16 protein-coding genes are annotated in these 16,096 nt (G+C 36.1%); all 16 read left to right on the forward strand.

Translation table 11 applies throughout. The features are described from left to right. The first annotated feature begins 137 nt into the window (after positions 1 to 137). A complete protein-coding gene (gene yfmF / locus CWO92_RS18645) occupies positions 138 to 1,433 on the forward strand; it encodes an EF-P 5-aminopentanol modification-associated protein YfmF (RefSeq protein ID WP_101355721.1) in 1,296 nt (431 codons plus the stop codon). Further along, positions 1,414 to 2,703, forward strand: coding sequence for an EF-P 5-aminopentanol modification-associated protein YfmH (gene yfmH / locus CWO92_RS18650; RefSeq protein ID WP_101355757.1), 1,290 nt, complete (start codon positions 1,414 to 1,416; stop codon positions 2,701 to 2,703). Before yfmF ends, yfmH begins: the two co-directional genes overlap by 20 nt. A gap of 55 nt (positions 2,704 to 2,758) precedes the next feature. Next, positions 2,759 to 3,481: an elongation factor P 5-aminopentanone reductase gene (gene ymfI / locus CWO92_RS18655; protein WP_101355722.1), complete on the forward strand. Its 723-nt coding sequence runs from the start codon at positions 2,759 to 2,761 to the stop codon at positions 3,479 to 3,481. A 158-nt stretch (positions 3,482 to 3,639) separates the two neighbouring features. Beyond that, the gene (locus CWO92_RS18660; protein WP_101355723.1) at positions 3,640 to 3,900 is read left to right on the forward strand and encodes a DUF3243 domain-containing protein; all 261 of its coding nucleotides are present in this window, start codon (positions 3,640 to 3,642) and stop codon (positions 3,898 to 3,900) included. Positions 3,901 to 4,097: 197 nt separating this feature from the next. After that, a complete protein-coding gene (locus tag CWO92_RS18665; RefSeq protein ID WP_101355724.1) occupies positions 4,098 to 4,889 on the forward strand; it encodes a DUF3388 domain-containing protein in 792 nt (263 codons plus the stop codon). Between the two features lie 50 nt (positions 4,890 to 4,939). Further along, a complete protein-coding gene (locus CWO92_RS18670; RefSeq protein ID WP_235851638.1) occupies positions 4,940 to 5,860 on the forward strand; it encodes a helix-turn-helix domain-containing protein in 921 nt (306 codons plus the stop codon). Positions 5,861 to 5,959: 99 nt separating this feature from the next. Further along, positions 5,960 to 6,538, forward strand: coding sequence for a CDP-diacylglycerol--glycerol-3-phosphate 3-phosphatidyltransferase (gene pgsA, locus CWO92_RS18675; RefSeq protein ID WP_101355726.1), 579 nt, complete (start codon positions 5,960 to 5,962; stop codon positions 6,536 to 6,538). 16 nt (positions 6,539 to 6,554) lie between these two features. Beyond that, a complete protein-coding gene (locus CWO92_RS18680) occupies positions 6,555 to 7,808 on the forward strand; it encodes a competence/damage-inducible protein A (RefSeq protein WP_101355727.1) in 1,254 nt (417 codons plus the stop codon). Between the two features lie 219 nt (positions 7,809 to 8,027). After that, positions 8,028 to 9,065 carry a recombinase RecA gene (gene recA, locus CWO92_RS18685; protein WP_101355728.1) on the forward strand — a complete coding sequence of 346 codons (1,038 nt, stop codon included), beginning with the start codon at positions 8,028 to 8,030 and terminating at the stop codon, positions 9,063 to 9,065. 385 nt (positions 9,066 to 9,450) lie between these two features. Next, positions 9,451 to 11,013 carry a ribonuclease Y gene (gene rny, locus CWO92_RS18690; protein ID WP_101355729.1) on the forward strand — a complete coding sequence of 521 codons (1,563 nt, stop codon included), beginning with the start codon at positions 9,451 to 9,453 and terminating at the stop codon, positions 11,011 to 11,013. A 135-nt stretch (positions 11,014 to 11,148) separates the two neighbouring features. Continuing rightward, a complete protein-coding gene (ymdB, locus tag CWO92_RS18695) occupies positions 11,149 to 11,946 on the forward strand; it encodes a 2',3'-cyclic-nucleotide 2'-phosphodiesterase (protein WP_101355730.1) in 798 nt (265 codons plus the stop codon). A gap of 252 nt (positions 11,947 to 12,198) precedes the next feature. Further along, complete coding sequence (spoVS, locus tag CWO92_RS18700; protein WP_055740338.1) at positions 12,199 to 12,459, forward strand: stage V sporulation protein SpoVS; 261 nt, start codon at positions 12,199 to 12,201, stop codon at positions 12,457 to 12,459. A 264-nt stretch (positions 12,460 to 12,723) separates the two neighbouring features. Then, positions 12,724 to 14,268, forward strand: coding sequence for a tRNA (N6-isopentenyl adenosine(37)-C2)-methylthiotransferase MiaB (gene miaB / locus CWO92_RS18705; protein ID WP_101355731.1), 1,545 nt, complete (start codon positions 12,724 to 12,726; stop codon positions 14,266 to 14,268). A gap of 1 nt (position 14,269) precedes the next feature. Then, a complete protein-coding gene (locus CWO92_RS18710) occupies positions 14,270 to 14,701 on the forward strand; it encodes a YlbF/YmcA family competence regulator (protein ID WP_101355732.1) in 432 nt (143 codons plus the stop codon). A 308-nt stretch (positions 14,702 to 15,009) separates the two neighbouring features. Beyond that, complete coding sequence (locus tag CWO92_RS18715; protein ID WP_101355733.1) at positions 15,010 to 15,549, forward strand: outer spore coat protein CotE; 540 nt, start codon at positions 15,010 to 15,012, stop codon at positions 15,547 to 15,549. A 155-nt stretch (positions 15,550 to 15,704) separates the two neighbouring features. Further along, the gene (locus tag CWO92_RS18720) at positions 15,705 to 16,079 is read left to right on the forward strand and encodes a VOC family protein (RefSeq protein ID WP_101355734.1); all 375 of its coding nucleotides are present in this window, start codon (positions 15,705 to 15,707) and stop codon (positions 16,077 to 16,079) included. Positions 16,080 to 16,096 lie beyond the last annotated feature (17 nt).

Raw genomic sequence — 16,096 nt, forward strand, 5'->3', positions numbered from 1 at the left:
GTTATATATTAGCTAGCAATATTGTAGAGAAAATATCCTCTAATAAAGGTAAATACTTGTAGGACAACCTGATAAAAATGTATAGTTAGAATAACTTCTTTCCAAAATAGTAAAAGAAACCAAAAGGAGGTTTGTTCATGACGGTCGCTACCGAAACAATTATCCATAAAAATGGATATAATCTACATATTGTAAAAACAAAAAAATATAAAACAAATACATTAGTTTGGAAAATGAAAGCTCCATTAAATGAAGAAACCGTAACATTTAGGGCACTTCTCCCTAATGTATTACAGAGCAGCACAAAACAATACCCTACCACTACTGCCCTGCGTTCGTATTTGGATGATCTTTATGGCGCAGGATTTTATGTCGATTTAGCAAAAAAAGGTGAATATCATGTAATGTCTTTTACAGTTGATATTGCCAATGAGAAATTTTTAAAGGATTCTACTCCTTTGCTGCAAAAAGCAATTGACTTTCTTTCTCAAGTGTTGTTACATCCAAATGCAGAAAATGGATCATTCCATGAAGAAACGGTGGAAAAGGAAAAGAGAACATTAAAACAACGAATTCAGTCAATCTATGATGATAAAATGAGATATTCAAGTGTACGGCTTGTAGAAGAAATGTGCAAAGGAGAGCCATATGCTTTAGATGCAAATGGAAAATTAGACCAAATAGATAATATTACGGCAACATCTCTATATGAATATTATCAAAAAGCGATAAATGAAGATGAATTAGATTTATATATTATTGGGGATATCGATGAAAATCAAGTGGAATCATTTTGCAAGGAACTTGATTTTGCTGTACGTTCTCCACAGAGAATTGAAGCTAGAACGGATATACAAGTTGGAGAACCTAAAGAAATAAAAGAAAAACAGGATGTAAAACAAGGAAAATTGAATATTGGTTATCGTACCAAGGTGCGTTTTGGAGACCCTGATTACTTTGCGCTACAAATGTTTAATGGTATTTTTGGCGGATTCTCTCACTCCAAACTATTTATAAACGTACGAGAAAAGGCAAGTCTTGCATATTATGCTGCAAGCAGGCTAGAAAGTCATAAAGGTTTATTGATGGTAATGAGTGGAATTGAAGCAAAAAATTATGATCAGGCAGTTACCATCATTCGGGAGCAGCTCGAAGCAATGCGAAATGGAGAATTTTCTGATCAAGAAATAGAACAGACGAAAGCCGTCACCAATAATCAGTTACTCGAGACAACTGACACTTCTCGCGGGTTGGTCGAAATTTTATATCATAATGTTATTGGAAATGAAACATTTTCGGTTAATGATTGGTTAGAAAATATAAATAACGTAACAAAAGAACAGATTGTCAACGTTGCTTCAAAAATTGAATTAGACACGATTTATTTTTTGACAGGATTGGAGGGAACAGATGATGAAAAATCAAGTATTTGAACAGCTTAAAGAAACCCTATATTTTGAAAAGATGGATAACGGCCTGGAAGTGTATATCCTGCCAAAAGAAGGTTTTAATAAAACCTTTGCAACGTTCACAACAAAATATGGCTCTGTAGACAATGAGTTTATCCCTCTTGATAATAATAAATACCATCGTGTTCCCGACGGGATTGCACATTTTTTAGAGCATAAGCTATTTGAAAAAGAAGATGGAGATGTTTTTCAACAGTTTAGTAAACAAGGTGCATCTGCAAATGCTTTTACTACCTTTAATCGAACTGCATATTTATTTTCGAGTACCACTAATGTTGAAAAAAATTTGGAAACATTAATTGATATGGTTCAAAGTCCTTATTTCACAGAGAAAACAGTGGAAAAAGAAAAGGGAATCATTGGACAGGAAATAACGATGTACGATGATAATCCGGATTGGCGCCTATATTTTGGTGTCATTGAAAATATGTATAAGCACCATCCTGTAAAAATCGACATTGCAGGAACGATTGAATCAATTTCCCATATAACCGATAAATTATTATATGAGTGCTATAATACATTCTATCATCCAAGCAATATGCTTCTTTTCATTGTAGGACCTGTTGATGTAGAAAATATTATGAAATTGGTGCGGGATAATCAGAACAATAAAGATTATAAAGAACAGTCTGAAATTAAGAGGCGTTTTGAACAAGAGCCTCTTGAAGTGGCAGAAAAGAAAAAAGTATTAGAAATGAATGTTCAAACTCCTAAATGTTTGGTTGGAGTAAAGGCAAAGGATGTTCAGCTTGAAGGGGGAGAAATGCTGAAAAATGAGCTAACGATGAATGTTTTATTGGATATGCTCTTTGGAAAAAGCTCTGAGAATTATTATAGCCTATATAATGAAGGCTTAATTGATGAGACATTTTCATATGATTTTACATTAGAGTCAGGATTTGGCTTTGCTATGGTAGGCGGAGATACAGACCGACCGGATGAACTGGCAGAACGTTTACAAAAAGTGTTGATGGAAGCGAAAGATGGAATGCATTTAACAGAAGAAGCCCTTGATCGAACTAAGAAAAAGAAAATAGGAGGATTTTTAAGACAACTTAATTCCCCTGAGTTTATTGCGAATCAATTTACGAGGTATTTCTTTAATGGTATGAATTTATTTGACGTTGTACCTGTACTAGAAGATATAACATTTGCTGATTTAAAAAAGGCTGCGAATGAATTTATAGAGGAAGAAAGATTCACTGTTTGCCAAGTTATTCCAAAGAAATGAGGTTTGAAAAACTCGGTGCTCCGAGTTTTTTTGTTGCCGAAAGGGAGAGAGTTAGATGAAAAAATATGCTCTAATAACAGGAGCTAGTGGAGGAATTGGAAAAGAGACTGCGATACTCTTAGCTAGAAAAGGATGGAATTTATATCTTCATTATCATCAAAATAAAAAAATAATTGAAGAAATCGTATCTGCGGTCGCATCTTATCAAGTGGAAATCATCCCTATACAAGCAGACCTATCATCCCCACAGGGAGTGGAAAAGATTTTAAACAATACGTTTCATATCGATGCTATTTGCTTTATAAGTGGTATTGCACATTATGGTTTATTTATGGATACTTCCGAAACAATAATGAATGATATGTGGAACATACATGTACAAGCACCAATGCTTTTAACAAGTAAGCTTTTGCCAAAGTTAATGAGAAACCAGTCTTCACAGATCATCTTCGTAAGTTCGATTTGGGGACAAACTGGAGCATCATGTGAGGTTGTTTACTCCACCGTTAAAGGCGCGCAAATTGCTTTTGTAAAAGCACTAAGTAAAGAGGTAGCAAGCAGTGGAGTAAGAGTAAATGCAGTTGCCCCGGGGGCAGTAAAGACAAATATGCTTGCAAAATTTTCGGAAGATGAATTGCATGAGTTAGAATCGGAAATTCCATTAGGAAGATTGGCGGAACCTAAGGAAATTGCAGGAACTATAGCCTTTCTTTTATCTGAAGAAGCTAGCTATATAACTGGGCAGGTACTTGCCGTTAATGGAGGTTGGTATACATAAAGTGGAACTACGAGATGCAAAGATTTAATAACATGTTAGCAACGGATTAATTTTTGTCGTTATGGAAAAACACCAGCGAAAAATTCTTTGACTTATAGGTATAAGAATCTCTCTCTGTAGCAAAATAACTACGAACAAATATGAAGGAGGTTTATACTATGTCTGTCTTAGATAATTGGGATCAATGGAAAAATTTTTTAGGAGATCGCCTTAATCAAGCGAAATCACAAGGGATGTCTCAAGAAACAATCAATCAGCTTGCTGGCCAAGTTGGTGATTATTTAGCTGGCCAAGTTGATCCTAAAAATGAACAGGAAAGAGTATTGGCAGATCTTTGGTCCGTTGCAAATGAACAAGAACAGCAAGCTATTGCCAACGTAATGGTAAAATTAGTTCAAAATAATGGTACACAACAATAGGTAAAAATGCAGGGAGGGGACATTTAACCCCTCTTTTCTTTTTTTTTAGGAGTATTCATAAAAAAGGGGAGTTTTTCCTTTCATCTTGATTAAAAATCATTTATTATATAACCTAGGGTCAACGAATGTTTTTCTTTTAATATCAGAGGGTGAGGAACTCCAGTTGATAAAGATTTACTTTTTTGAAGGAGGTTTATATGGATCGTAAAGAATGGTATTTAGAATATGAAATTCAAATAAACCGACCAGGACTTTTAGGTGATATATCTTCCTTATTAGGGATGTTGTCTATAAATATTATTAGTATAAATGGCGTAGATGAGGGAAAACGAGGTCTTTTACTACTAGTAAAAAATGAAGAACAAATTGTTAGACTTGAATCTATATTACAAACGATGGAAACAATAAAAATAACAAAAATCCGAGAACCAAAATTGCGAGATAAGTTAGCTGTAAGACATGGCCGCTATATTCAAAGAGATGCGGACGATAAAAAGACGTTCCGCTTTATTCGTGATGAGCTTGGTATATTAGTTGATTTTATGGCTGAAATATTTAAAAAAGAAGGGCATAAACTAATTGGCATAAGAGGGATGCCTCGTGTCGGAAAAACAGAATCTGTTGTAGCAGCAAGTGTTTGTGCGAGTAAAAAGTGGCTCTTTGTTTCTTCTACTTTACTAAAACAAACTATTCGCAATCAGCTTATCAGTGATGAATATAATGCCAATAATATTTTCATTTTGGATGGAATAGTATCGACACAAAGGGCAAATGAAAGACATTGGCAACTAGTAAGAGAAATCATGAGAATCCCAGCTGTGAAGGTCATTGAACATCCAGATATTTTTGTGCAAAATTCTGAGTACACCTTAGAAGATTTTGATTATATTATCGAACTGCGAGATCATCCTGATCAAGAAATTACATACGAAGTGATTCAACGGAATAACTTTTTGAACGATGAAGGCTTCGGCGGTTTTGATTATTAGATAATGATTATAGTACATAACCACGAAAAGTTTTAAAATGAGATTGGCAGGTGTTATTGTTGACGGAACTAGGTAGCCGATTAAAAGAAGCAAGGAAAGCTAAGGGACTAAGCCTAGATGACTTGCAAGAAATAACGAAAATTCAAAAGAGATATTTAAGAGGAATTGAAGAAGGAAATTATGATAGTATTCCTGGAAAGTTTTATGTACGTGCTTTTATAAAGCAATACGCTGAAGCAGTTGGATTGGAATCTGAACAAATATTTGAGGAATTTAAAAGCGAGGTTCCGGTAACTCACAACGACGACATTAGTGAACAAATTTCTAGAGTTCAGTCGAGACGATCGGTTTCTGCGGGTACATCGAAAGTATTTAATATATTGCCGACGATTCTGGTAGTTGTTTTTATTGTTGCTGCAGCATTTTTGATTTGGGTTTTGGTTCAGAAATTTTCTGGATCTGGACAAGCTGAAAATCAAAACGTAAACAATAATAGCTCTCAGGTGAAGGTTAAGGAAACAGGACAGTCAAACACGGCAAAATCAAACAATAATGCTGATAATAGCCAAAAAACAAACTCTGAAAATGCTAATACGAAAAAAGATAAAAATGAAACCACGGATACCAAGGATGAAACAAAGCCTGAACAAGAGTTAAAAGTTGATAGTACCAGCGGAATTAATACAACTTACAAATTATCCAATACGGATAAATTCAAATTAACTGTTTCATCAACTGGGAGAACATGGATTTTGGTGAAGAATGGAATAAATGGTAAAACTATATATACTGGTACATTAAACGAAAATGAAAAACAAACTTTTGATTTTTCAAACGAAAGTCAAGCATATATCAGTATAGGGAATGTTCCTAACACTGAAATTTTAGTGAATGATCAAAAATTGGAGTATGCTAATAAAAACACTACTCAAAAAATTACAATTCAATTTGATCCTTTAAAAACTGAATAGTCATCTCCTGATGACTATTTTTAACTTTAAAGTTGGTACAAGCTTAAAATTTGCATACAGCTTGAATACTAGTCAGAAAAATATATTGGAGGAAGTACCTTGAATTTGCCTAATAAAATTACTGTAACACGAATTTGCTTAATCCCAGTATTTATTATTATAATGCTCGTCCCTTTCCCTTGGGGAAATGTAGAGCTGTTAAGTATCAGCATGCCTACAGCTCATTTAATTGGTGCGATTATTTTTATTATAGCTTCAATAACTGACTGGTTTGATGGACATCTTGCTAGAAAATATAATCTTGTCACAAACCTTGGAAAGTTCTTAGATCCATTAGCTGATAAATTACTAGTTTCTTCCGCACTCATTATTTTAACCGAGCTTGGTTTAGTTCCATCGTGGATTGTAATCGTCATTATTAGTAGGGAATTTGCGATTACTGGCTTGCGCGCAATATTAGCTGGAGAAGGAGAAATTGTTGCTGCAGCTATGCCAGGAAAAATTAAGATGTGGGCACAAACAATAGCTATTGCACTATTATTGCTTCATAATTTTCCATTTGAACCGATACATTTTCCTTTCGCTACCATTGCATTATGGATTGCTATGATTTTTACTGTTTATTCAGGCTGGGATTATATCTATAAAAATCGTTCCATCTTTTCCAATTCTAAGTAAAAAGGAGAAGCAACAAATGAATGCTGAAATTATAGCCGTTGGATCCGAGTTGTTACTTGGACAAATAGTGAATACTAATGCCAAATTTCTTTCTATCTCATTAGCGGAGATGGGAGTAAATGTGTTTCATCATACAGTTGTCGGTGATAATCCCCAAAGATTAAAAAAAAGCATTGAAATTGCTGAACAACGTGCAGACTTGATCATTTTTACAGGCGGTTTAGGACCAACGAAAGACGACTTGACAAAGGAGACGATCGCGAACCATTTGGGCAGAAGGCTTGTAACTGATGAAGCTGCTTTAAATTCTATTGAAGCATACTTTCTAAAAGTGAACAGACAAATGACGGAAAATAATAAAAAGCAGGCTTTAGTATTGGAAGGGGCCACAGTTCTACCCAATGAATTTGGAATGGCGCCTGGAATGTTTATCCATAATCAGAATCATTATTATATGCTTCTTCCTGGACCTCCATTTGAAATGGAACCGATGTTTACTAAATATGGACGTAGAGCAATTCTCGCTAAAATGGATAAGCGCGAACATATAGAATCTAGAGTATTGCGCTTTTTTGGAATCGGTGAAGCACAGTTAGAAACAGAAATCGAAAGTATAATTGAAGGTCAGTCTAATCCTACTGTGGCACCGTATGCTTCTGATGGTGAATGCACGTTGCGAATTACTGCTAAGCATCAATCTAGTGAGGAAGCATTGAGAATGATTGATGAAACGGAACGTATCATTCAAGAACGTGTAGGAGAATTCTGCTACGGATATAATGAAACCACATTAATGATGGAAACAGTGAAAAAATTAAAACGTTCAGGTCTAACTATCGCTTGTGCAGAAAGTTTAACAGCCGGAATGTTTGCAGCGGAAATGGCATCTATATCTGGAGTAAGTAATATTTTAAAAGGCGGAGTAGTATGTTATTCCAGTGAAGCTAAGGAAAAGCTAGTAAAAGTTAAAAAGGAAACATTAGATAAATACGGTGCAGTTAGTAAAGAATGTGCGGCAGAGCTTGCAGAGAATATTCGCACGATATTGGATACAGATATTGGAATCAGCTTTACAGGTGTTGCTGGTCCTGACAGCCTCGAAGGTAAAGAAGCCGGGACAATTTGGATTGGAATAGCTGTAAAAAACCAACCAGTAAAAACATTTTTACTATCACTAGCTAGTAATAGAAATAGTAATCGCCTTCGTACAGTGAAGTATGGCTGCCACTATTTAATGCGTGAATTAGAATCGACAAGCAACAAATCATAATTGTTAAATTATGGAAGAAACAATCGTTTTTAGAAGTACCTATTTATAAAAAAGGCATTTTCTCTAATGTAAATGCTCTTTTTTTATGCTTGAAATGAGGTGAAAATAATCGAATAGATGTTCGTTTTTTTGCTTGGCAAATCGCTGAAAAACAGGTATAGTAAGAATAAGGTATTTTTATAAAGTTAATAGAATAAGTGGAATGAGGAGGAAACATTTGTGAATGATCGTCAAGCAGCCCTAGATATGGCTCTTAAGCAAATAGAAAAACAATTTGGTAAAGGGTCCATTATGAAACTTGGTGAACAAACAGATAGAAAAATTTCAACAGTACCAAGCGGATCCCTTGCTCTAGATGTTGCATTAGGTGTTGGTGGCTATCCTAGAGGCCGTGTTATTGAAATTTATGGTCCTGAAAGTTCCGGTAAGACAACGGTTGCGTTACATGCTATTGCTGAAGTTCAGGCAGCAGGCGGACAAGCAGCTTTTATAGATGCTGAGCATGCACTTGATCCCGTATATGCTCAAAAATTAGGGGTTAATATTGATGAATTGCTTTTATCACAACCAGATACTGGAGAACAAGCACTTGAAATCGCAGAAGCATTAGTACGAAGCGGAGCTATTGATATTATCGTTATTGACTCGGTTGCAGCTCTAGTTCCAAAAGCCGAAATTGAAGGTGAAATGGGAGATTCCCATGTAGGTTTACAGGCACGTTTAATGTCTCAAGCCCTTCGTAAACTTTCCGGCGCTATTAATAAATCAAAAACAATCGCAATCTTTATCAACCAAATCAGGGAAAAAGTTGGAGTCATGTTTGGGAATCCAGAAACAACTCCTGGAGGTCGCGCACTTAAGTTTTATTCCTCTGTTCGTTTAGAAGTGCGTCGCGCAGAACAACTCAAACAAGGAAATGACATTGTTGGAAATAAAACTAAGATCAAAGTGGTGAAAAATAAAGTAGCTCCGCCTTTCCGTACTGCCGAGGTAGATATCATGTATGGAGAAGGAATATCAAAAGAAGGCGAAATTGTCGATATGGCTTCTGAGCTTGATATCGTTCAAAAAAGCGGTTCATGGTATTCTTATAATGATGAACGGGTTGGACAAGGAAGAGAAAATGCGAAGTTATTTTTAAAGGAAAATACTGATATCCGGGACGAAATTATGTTTAAGATTCGTGAGCACTTTGGTTTAGATGAAGCTAAGGAAGCACCGATTGATGAAAGTCAAGAGGAATTTGAATTAGATTAAGTTCGAAAGCAAAGCCATACGGCTTTGCTTTTTTCGCATAGATAATGTTTAGTGCAAATATTTTCTGCTGCCGCACTTATGGGATGTCTCCAGAGAAAAGTCATCATCTCAACAGCAGCACCTTGCTCTATTTTCAATTACTTAGTAAGATCTTGCCACTGCAATTTGAATATTCCTTGCATGCTAATGAACGAAGACTCTTCAGCATTTCTAATTTTCAATCCCCTTGACAATAAATATTCGCAACTATAAAATTAATATGTATAATTTTTTTAAAAAATGATATTTTTTGAAGCCTAAGTGCTGTTTATTGAAACCTTTGTAACAATGTGCAGCCGACATGTTTGAGACATGATAAAAGTTCATAGCAAGGGGAGGTGAAAAGATGACACCATTCGTAGCAATCATCTCCATTTTGCTTGGCCTAATCGTTGGTGTAGTTGTTGGCTATTTTGTTCGAAAATCTTTTGCAGAAGCGAGAATAACAGGAGCTAAAAATGCTGCAGAGCAGATTTTAGAAGATGCGAAACGTGAAGCAGAAGCCTTGAAAAAAGAGGCTCTATTAGAAGCAAAGGATGAAAATCATAAACTTCGTACTGATATGGAACGTGAACTTCGTGAACGAAGAAATGAATTGCAAAAACAAGAAAATCGATTATTGCAAAAGGAGGAGAACCTCGATCGAAAAGACGAATCACTAGACAAGCGTGAAACAACACTCGAAAAGAAAGAGGATTCTCTGAATCAACGACAACAACATATTGAAGAGATGGAAAGCAAAGTGGACGAGATGGTACAGACACAAAAATCAGAACTAGAACGTATCTCTGGTCTAACCCGCGAAGAAGCAAAGGCGATTATTATCAAGAGGGTTGAAGATGAACTCTCCCACGAAGTAGCCATCATGGTGAAAGAAAGTGAAAATCGTGCTAAGGAAGAAGCGGATAAAAAGGCTAAGAGCATTCTCTCTCTTGCAATTCAGAGGTGTGCTGCTGAACATGTTGCTGAAACAACTGTATCAGTGGTCAATCTTCCAAACGATGAAATGAAAGGTAGAATTATCGGCCGAGAAGGACGTAATATTCGTACATTAGAGACATTGACTGGAATTGATCTAATTATAGATGATACCCCTGAAGCTGTTATTCTTTCAGGATTTGATCCAATTCGAAGGGAAACTGCAAGAATTGCACTTGAGAAACTAGTTCAGGACGGAAGAATTCATCCAGCACGTATTGAAGAAATGGTGGATAAAGCAAGACGTGAAGTGGATGAACATATCCGTGAAATTGGTGAACAAACAACTTTCGAGGTTGACGTTCATGGACTCCATCCGGATTTAATAAAGATATTAGGACGTATGAAGTTCCGTACAAGTTACGGACAAAACGTTCTAAAGCATTCGATGGAGGTAGCACATCTATCGGGAATGCTTGCCGCAGAACTTGGTGAAGATGAAAGACTTGCTCGTCGCGCTGGATTATTACATGATATTGGAAAAGCAGTCGATCATGAAGTAGAAGGAAGTCATGTAGAGATTGGTGTTGAATTAGCTACCAAATATAAAGAACACCCTGTAGTCATTAATAGTATTGCTTCTCATCATGGGGATACAGAACCTACGTCCATTATTTCTGTCTTAGTTGCTGCTGCAGATGCATTATCAGCGGCACGACCTGGTGCTCGAAGTGAAACGCTTGAGAACTATATACGCAGACTGGAAAAACTGGAGGAAATCTCTGAATCCTATGAAGGTGTGGAAAAATCCTTCGCTATTCAAGCCGGAAGAGAAGTCCGTATTATTGTAAAACCAGAGCAAATTAATGACTTGGAAGCACATCGATTAGCGCGGGATATCAGAAAACGCATCGAAGGCGAACTTGATTATCCTGGGCATATCAAGGTAACTGTTATTCGTGAAACAAGAGCAGTTGAGTATGCAAAATAATAATCACTTTCTTGAAAAGCGGTGTAATTTACACCGCTTTTCATTGTTATAAATAATGGTGATTAAGTTAATTTGTATTTGAAATCCTATAGATATATAAGGTTGAATGATAATTGTTAATAGAAAGGGATTATAATGAAAATATTATTTGTTGGGGACGTTGTCGGTTCACCAGGAAGAGATATGGTATCAGAGTATTTGCCGAAGCTGAAAGCAAAATATCGCCCGCAATTTACCATTATTAATGGGGAAAATGCTGCAGGCGGAAAGGGAATTACTGAAAAGATTTATCGTGGATTTTTGGAGAAGGGTGCAAATGCTATTACTCTTGGCAACCATACTTGGGATAATAGAGAGATTTTCGAATTTATTGATGATGCAAAGTATATGATTAGACCTGCAAATTTTCCCGAGGGAACACCAGGTAAAGGTCTATTGTTTGTTAATATTAATGGGGTAGAAATTGCAGTAATTAATTTGCAAGGAAGAACATTTTTACCGCCATTAGATGACCCGTTTAGGAAAGCAGATGAGCTTATTAAAACAGCAAAAGCAAAAACCAATATCATTTTTGTAGATTTCCATGCCGAAGCGACTAGTGAAAAGCAAGCGATGGGTTGGTATTTAGATGGCAGAGTTTCTGCGGTAGTAGGCACACATACACATGTACAAACAGCGGATAATCGAATTCTGCCAAATGGGACAGCATATATAACCGATGTCGGTATGACAGGTCCTTATGATGGCATTTTAGGGATGGAAAGAGAAGTCGTATTGAAAAGATTTCTTTCTAGTCTCCCGGTTCGATTTGAAGTACCTAAGAGTGGTCGAACTCAACTTAGTGCGTGTTTAGTTGATATCGATCCGAAAACAGGTCATTCTAAAGCGATCGATACTATATTAATTAATGAAGACCATCCATTTGTCATTTAATAACTTGATGTCTAAAAATTTATAGAATTTTGCTCGGTAGATAACTTTTGAAAAATAATCTTCTCCTCAAAGAGCCTATCGGTTAGCAGATGGGCAATAGGCTTTAAGCATTTGATTTTTCTCCTCCTCTTTTTTGGGCAAGCCGGAATACATTCGAGTTCTAGTGAATATAGTAGCAATGGAATGATTATACCAGGATGGTTCACTCTGAATGGGCATTCGGTATTTGGGAAATAACAAGGAGGAGAAGAAATGGAGATATTAAAAGTTTCAGCAAAATCCAATCCTAATTCTGTAGCTGGTGCACTTGCCGGTGTTCTTCGTGAGAGAGGTGGCGCAGAAATTCAGGCTATTGGAGCAGGAGCATTAAACCAAGCAGTAAAGGCAGTTGCAATTGCTAGAGGCTTCGTTGCACCTAGCGGAGTTGACTTAATTTGTATACCGGCATTCACCGATATTCAAATTGAAGGAGAAGAAAGGACCGCAATAAAACTAATTGTGGAACCAAGATAACAAATGAAGCTTGTTTGTATTATTAAGCGAAAATAAAATCTGATTGCGAAAGCGGTCAGGTTTATTTTTTTACATGAAATACATATCCTTTCACACAGTAAGTGACCAAATTTCAACATTAGACTTCAGCTATTGTATTCAAAAGAAAAAGGCTTTATACTAAAATAATGTGTATATTAGTATTTATTATTAGGAAGTTCTAGAAATTTTAGTATAAAATAGATTGAATCCAAGTAGTTTTTTAGTTACAGAAAGGAGATTCTTATGAACGAGAAACAACGTTTGGAAGGTCAGCAAGTGAGTACAGTTAATCCAGCGGACAAAAAATCCGAAAAGGATTACAGTAAATACTTTCAATCCGTATATATCCCTCCAAATTTAAAAGAAGCAAGGAAACGTGGTAGAGAGGAAGTTAAATATCATAATGACTTCCAAATTGATGAAGAATTTAAAGGAATGGGAATTGGTAGGAAATTTTATATTCGTACATATGGCTGCCAAATGAATGAACATGATACAGAAGTCATGGCAGGTATCTTTATGCAGCTTGGTTATGAACCTACGGATACAGTTGAAGATGCAAACGTCATCTTATTAAACACTTGTGCAATCAGGGAAAATGCTGAAAATAAAGTATTTGGAGAAATCGGTCATTTAAAACCACTGAAACTTGAAAAGCCAGATTTATTAATTGGTGTATGTGGATGTATGTCCCAAGAAGAGTCTGTCGTAAATAAAATTCTTGAAAAACATCATCATGTCGACATGATTTTTGGAACACACAATATTCACCGTTTGCCGCATATCTTAAAAGAAGCATATATGTCAAAGGCCATGGTTGTGGAAGTATGGTCCAAAGAAGGAGACGTAATTGAAAACCTTCCAAAGGTTCGTAAAGGAAGCATTAAAGCATGGGTTAATATTATGTACGGCTGTGACAAGTTCTGTACTTATTGCATTGTACCTTATACTCGTGGAAAAGAAAGAAGTCGTCGCCCAGAAGATATTATTCAAGAGGTACGTCATCTGACTGCACAAGGATATAAGGAAATTACGCTATTAGGTCAAAACGTAAATGCATATGGAAAGGATTTTGAAGATATCGAGTATGGTCTTGGCGATTTAATGGATGATCTTCGCAAAATCGATGTGCCGCGCATACGTTTTACCACTAGTCATCCGCGTGATTTTGATGATCGTTTAATTGAAGTGCTTGCAAAAAAGGGTAACCTTGTGGAACATATTCATCTTCCTGTTCAATCCGGATCAAGTGATATCCTTAAGATAATGGGACGTAAGTATACTCGTGAACATTACTTGGAATTAGTGCGAAAAATTAAAAAAGCTATTCCAGATGTGGCTCTTTCCACGGATATTATTGTTGGTTTCCCTAATGAAACGGACGAACAATTTGAAGAGACTCTTTCTTTATACAAAGAAGTGGGCTTTGAAATGGCGTATACTTTTATCTATTCTCCACGCGAAGGTACACCAGCTGCTAGAATGCAGGATAATATTCCGATGGATGTAAAGAAAGACCGTCTCCAACGATTGAATAACTTAGTAAACGAACTTTCCCGCCAAGCATTAGAGAAATATGAAGGACAGACGGTGGAAGTGCTTGTTGAAGGGGAAAGTAAAAATAATCCGGATGTTTTAGCTGGTTATACAAGAAAAAATAAACTTGTAAACTTTAAAGGTCCAAAGTCTGCCATTGGCAAACTTGTTAATGTAAAAATTACAGAAGCGAAGACATGGTCTTTAAACGGAGAAATGGTAGAAGAACTTGAAGTTGCTGAGGTGAAGTAGAATGAAAAAATATACAAAAGACGAGATCGTAGCTCGTGCAACAGAACTTGCAAAGATGATTTCTGAAACAGAAGAGGTTGATTTCTTTAAACGTGCAGAAGCACAAATCAACGAAAATCAAAAAGTTCGAGAAATGATTGCAAGTATTAAGAGCTTACAAAAGCAAGCTGTTAATTTTCAACACTATGGAAAAACCGAAGCACTTAAGATGGTAGAAGCTAAAATTGAAAAATATGAAGCGGAATTAGATGAGATTCCAATTGTTCAAGAATTTAAACAATCTCAAACAGATGTTAACGATCTCTTACAAATTGTTGCATCAACCATCTCTAATACTGTTACAGATGAAATTATCATGTCAACTGGAGGAGACCTTCTTCGCGGTGAGACAGGTTCAAAAGTAAAATATAGTACACCAGGCAGCTGTGATTAATCATTGGGAAGACCATTATCTTTTTAGATAGTGGTCTTTTTAATTGAAAATTAAAATAGCATTAAAGAATGCAGAGATGTCGAAAGTCAGCCCCCCGCGTACCAATAGCCCAGAACACAATACCCCCGTTCACATATAATGAATTAACCCATATAAAGTTATTAGTTTCTATCCTGAACAAAGTGCTGTATTTTCAAAATATGAAAATCACAGTATTGTAAATCCCGTAGCACACGTAAAAATATTGGCACACTAGTCTATAGGCATGCATAGGATGAATTGAAAATAAATGAGGAGGGTTCGCTCGAATGGCAGAATATAGAGAAATAATAACTAAAGCGGTCGTAGCGAAGGGACGTAAATTCACACAGTCCAATCATACGATCACACCGCCGCATCACCCATCGAGCATATTAGGTTGCTGGATTATAAATCACAAGTATGAAGCGAAAAAGATCGACAAAAAAGTCGAAATAATTGGTTCATACGAAATAAACGTCTGGTATTCCCATGGTAACAATACGAAAACATCGGTTGTTACGGAAAAAGTGGATTATGTTGACGTTGTAAAACTAAGTTATCGCGACCCAGATTGTTTAGACGATAAAGAAGTTATTGCACGTGTCCTTCAGCAACCTAATTGTGTCGAAGCAGTTATATCACCAAATGGGAATAAAATCATTGTAAATGTGGAAAGAGAATTCCTCGTAGAAGTCATTGGAGAAACAAAAATTTGTGTTGCGATTCATCCGGATGGATGTGACTCTGATGATGAGTGGGAAGAAGAATTAGACGAGGAATTTGAAGAACTAGATCCAGACTTTTTAATAGGATCAGAGGAAGAGTAAAACTAGGAAGACAGCTTCCTAGTTTTCTTTTTGCTAATACATAATTCTTTCTTAATCCACTTTACTTATAGGTAGCCATAATTAATTTATATAAGGAATTACTCCATTTAATTTGTACAATGAAGGTGGAATTAATCAAATAAGGGGGCGTTCCTATGTCATTTTATTTTCAAGGAATTGATCATGTCCAGTTAGCTGCACCAAAAGGATGCGAGGATCAAGCAAGACATTTTTTTGGGAGTATTTTAGGTTTAACAGAGATTCCTAAACCAGAAAATTTAAGAGCAAGAGGTGGCTGTTGGTTTCAATGTGGAAATCAGGAAATTCACATTGGAGTAGAGGAGGATTTTAAAGAAGCCAAAAAAGCTCATCCAGGATTGATTGTCACTAATATTGGTGATTTGAAACAGACATTAAAGCATCATGAAATAACATGGAAAGAAGAACTTCCTATTGAAGGAAGGTCGCGAATTCATGTCTCTGATCCTTTTGGAAATAGAATGGAGTTTATTGAGTTCATAAATAAATAAAAAGGAAGAATCGGGTG

This window comes from Heyndrickxia camelliae (assembly GCF_002844575.1).
Lineage (GTDB): Bacteria > Bacillota > Bacilli > Bacillales > Bacillaceae_C > Margalitia > Margalitia camelliae.

Coding starts and splice junctions, on each gene's coding strand:
- CWO92_RS18715 (WP_101355733.1), top strand. CDS start 15,010: ATGGCAGAATATAGAGAAATAATAACTAAAGCGGTCGTAGCGAAGGGA.
- ymfI (WP_101355722.1), top strand. CDS start 2,759: ATGAAAAAATATGCTCTAATAACAGGAGCTAGTGGAGGAATTGGAAAA.
- miaB (WP_101355731.1), top strand. CDS start 12,724: ATGAACGAGAAACAACGTTTGGAAGGTCAGCAAGTGAGTACAGTTAAT.
- rny (WP_101355729.1), top strand. CDS start 9,451: ATGACACCATTCGTAGCAATCATCTCCATTTTGCTTGGCCTAATCGTT.
- spoVS (WP_055740338.1), top strand. CDS start 12,199: ATGGAGATATTAAAAGTTTCAGCAAAATCCAATCCTAATTCTGTAGCT.
- yfmF (WP_101355721.1), top strand. CDS start 138: ATGACGGTCGCTACCGAAACAATTATCCATAAAAATGGATATAATCTA.
- ymdB (WP_101355730.1), top strand. CDS start 11,149: ATGAAAATATTATTTGTTGGGGACGTTGTCGGTTCACCAGGAAGAGAT.
- CWO92_RS18665 (WP_101355724.1), top strand. CDS start 4,098: ATGGATCGTAAAGAATGGTATTTAGAATATGAAATTCAAATAAACCGA.
- CWO92_RS18660 (WP_101355723.1), top strand. CDS start 3,640: ATGTCTGTCTTAGATAATTGGGATCAATGGAAAAATTTTTTAGGAGAT.
- CWO92_RS18710 (WP_101355732.1), top strand. CDS start 14,270: ATGAAAAAATATACAAAAGACGAGATCGTAGCTCGTGCAACAGAACTT.
- yfmH (WP_101355757.1), top strand. CDS start 1,414: ATGAAAAATCAAGTATTTGAACAGCTTAAAGAAACCCTATATTTTGAA.
- CWO92_RS18680 (WP_101355727.1), top strand. CDS start 6,555: ATGAATGCTGAAATTATAGCCGTTGGATCCGAGTTGTTACTTGGACAA.
- CWO92_RS18720 (WP_101355734.1), top strand. CDS start 15,705: ATGTCATTTTATTTTCAAGGAATTGATCATGTCCAGTTAGCTGCACCA.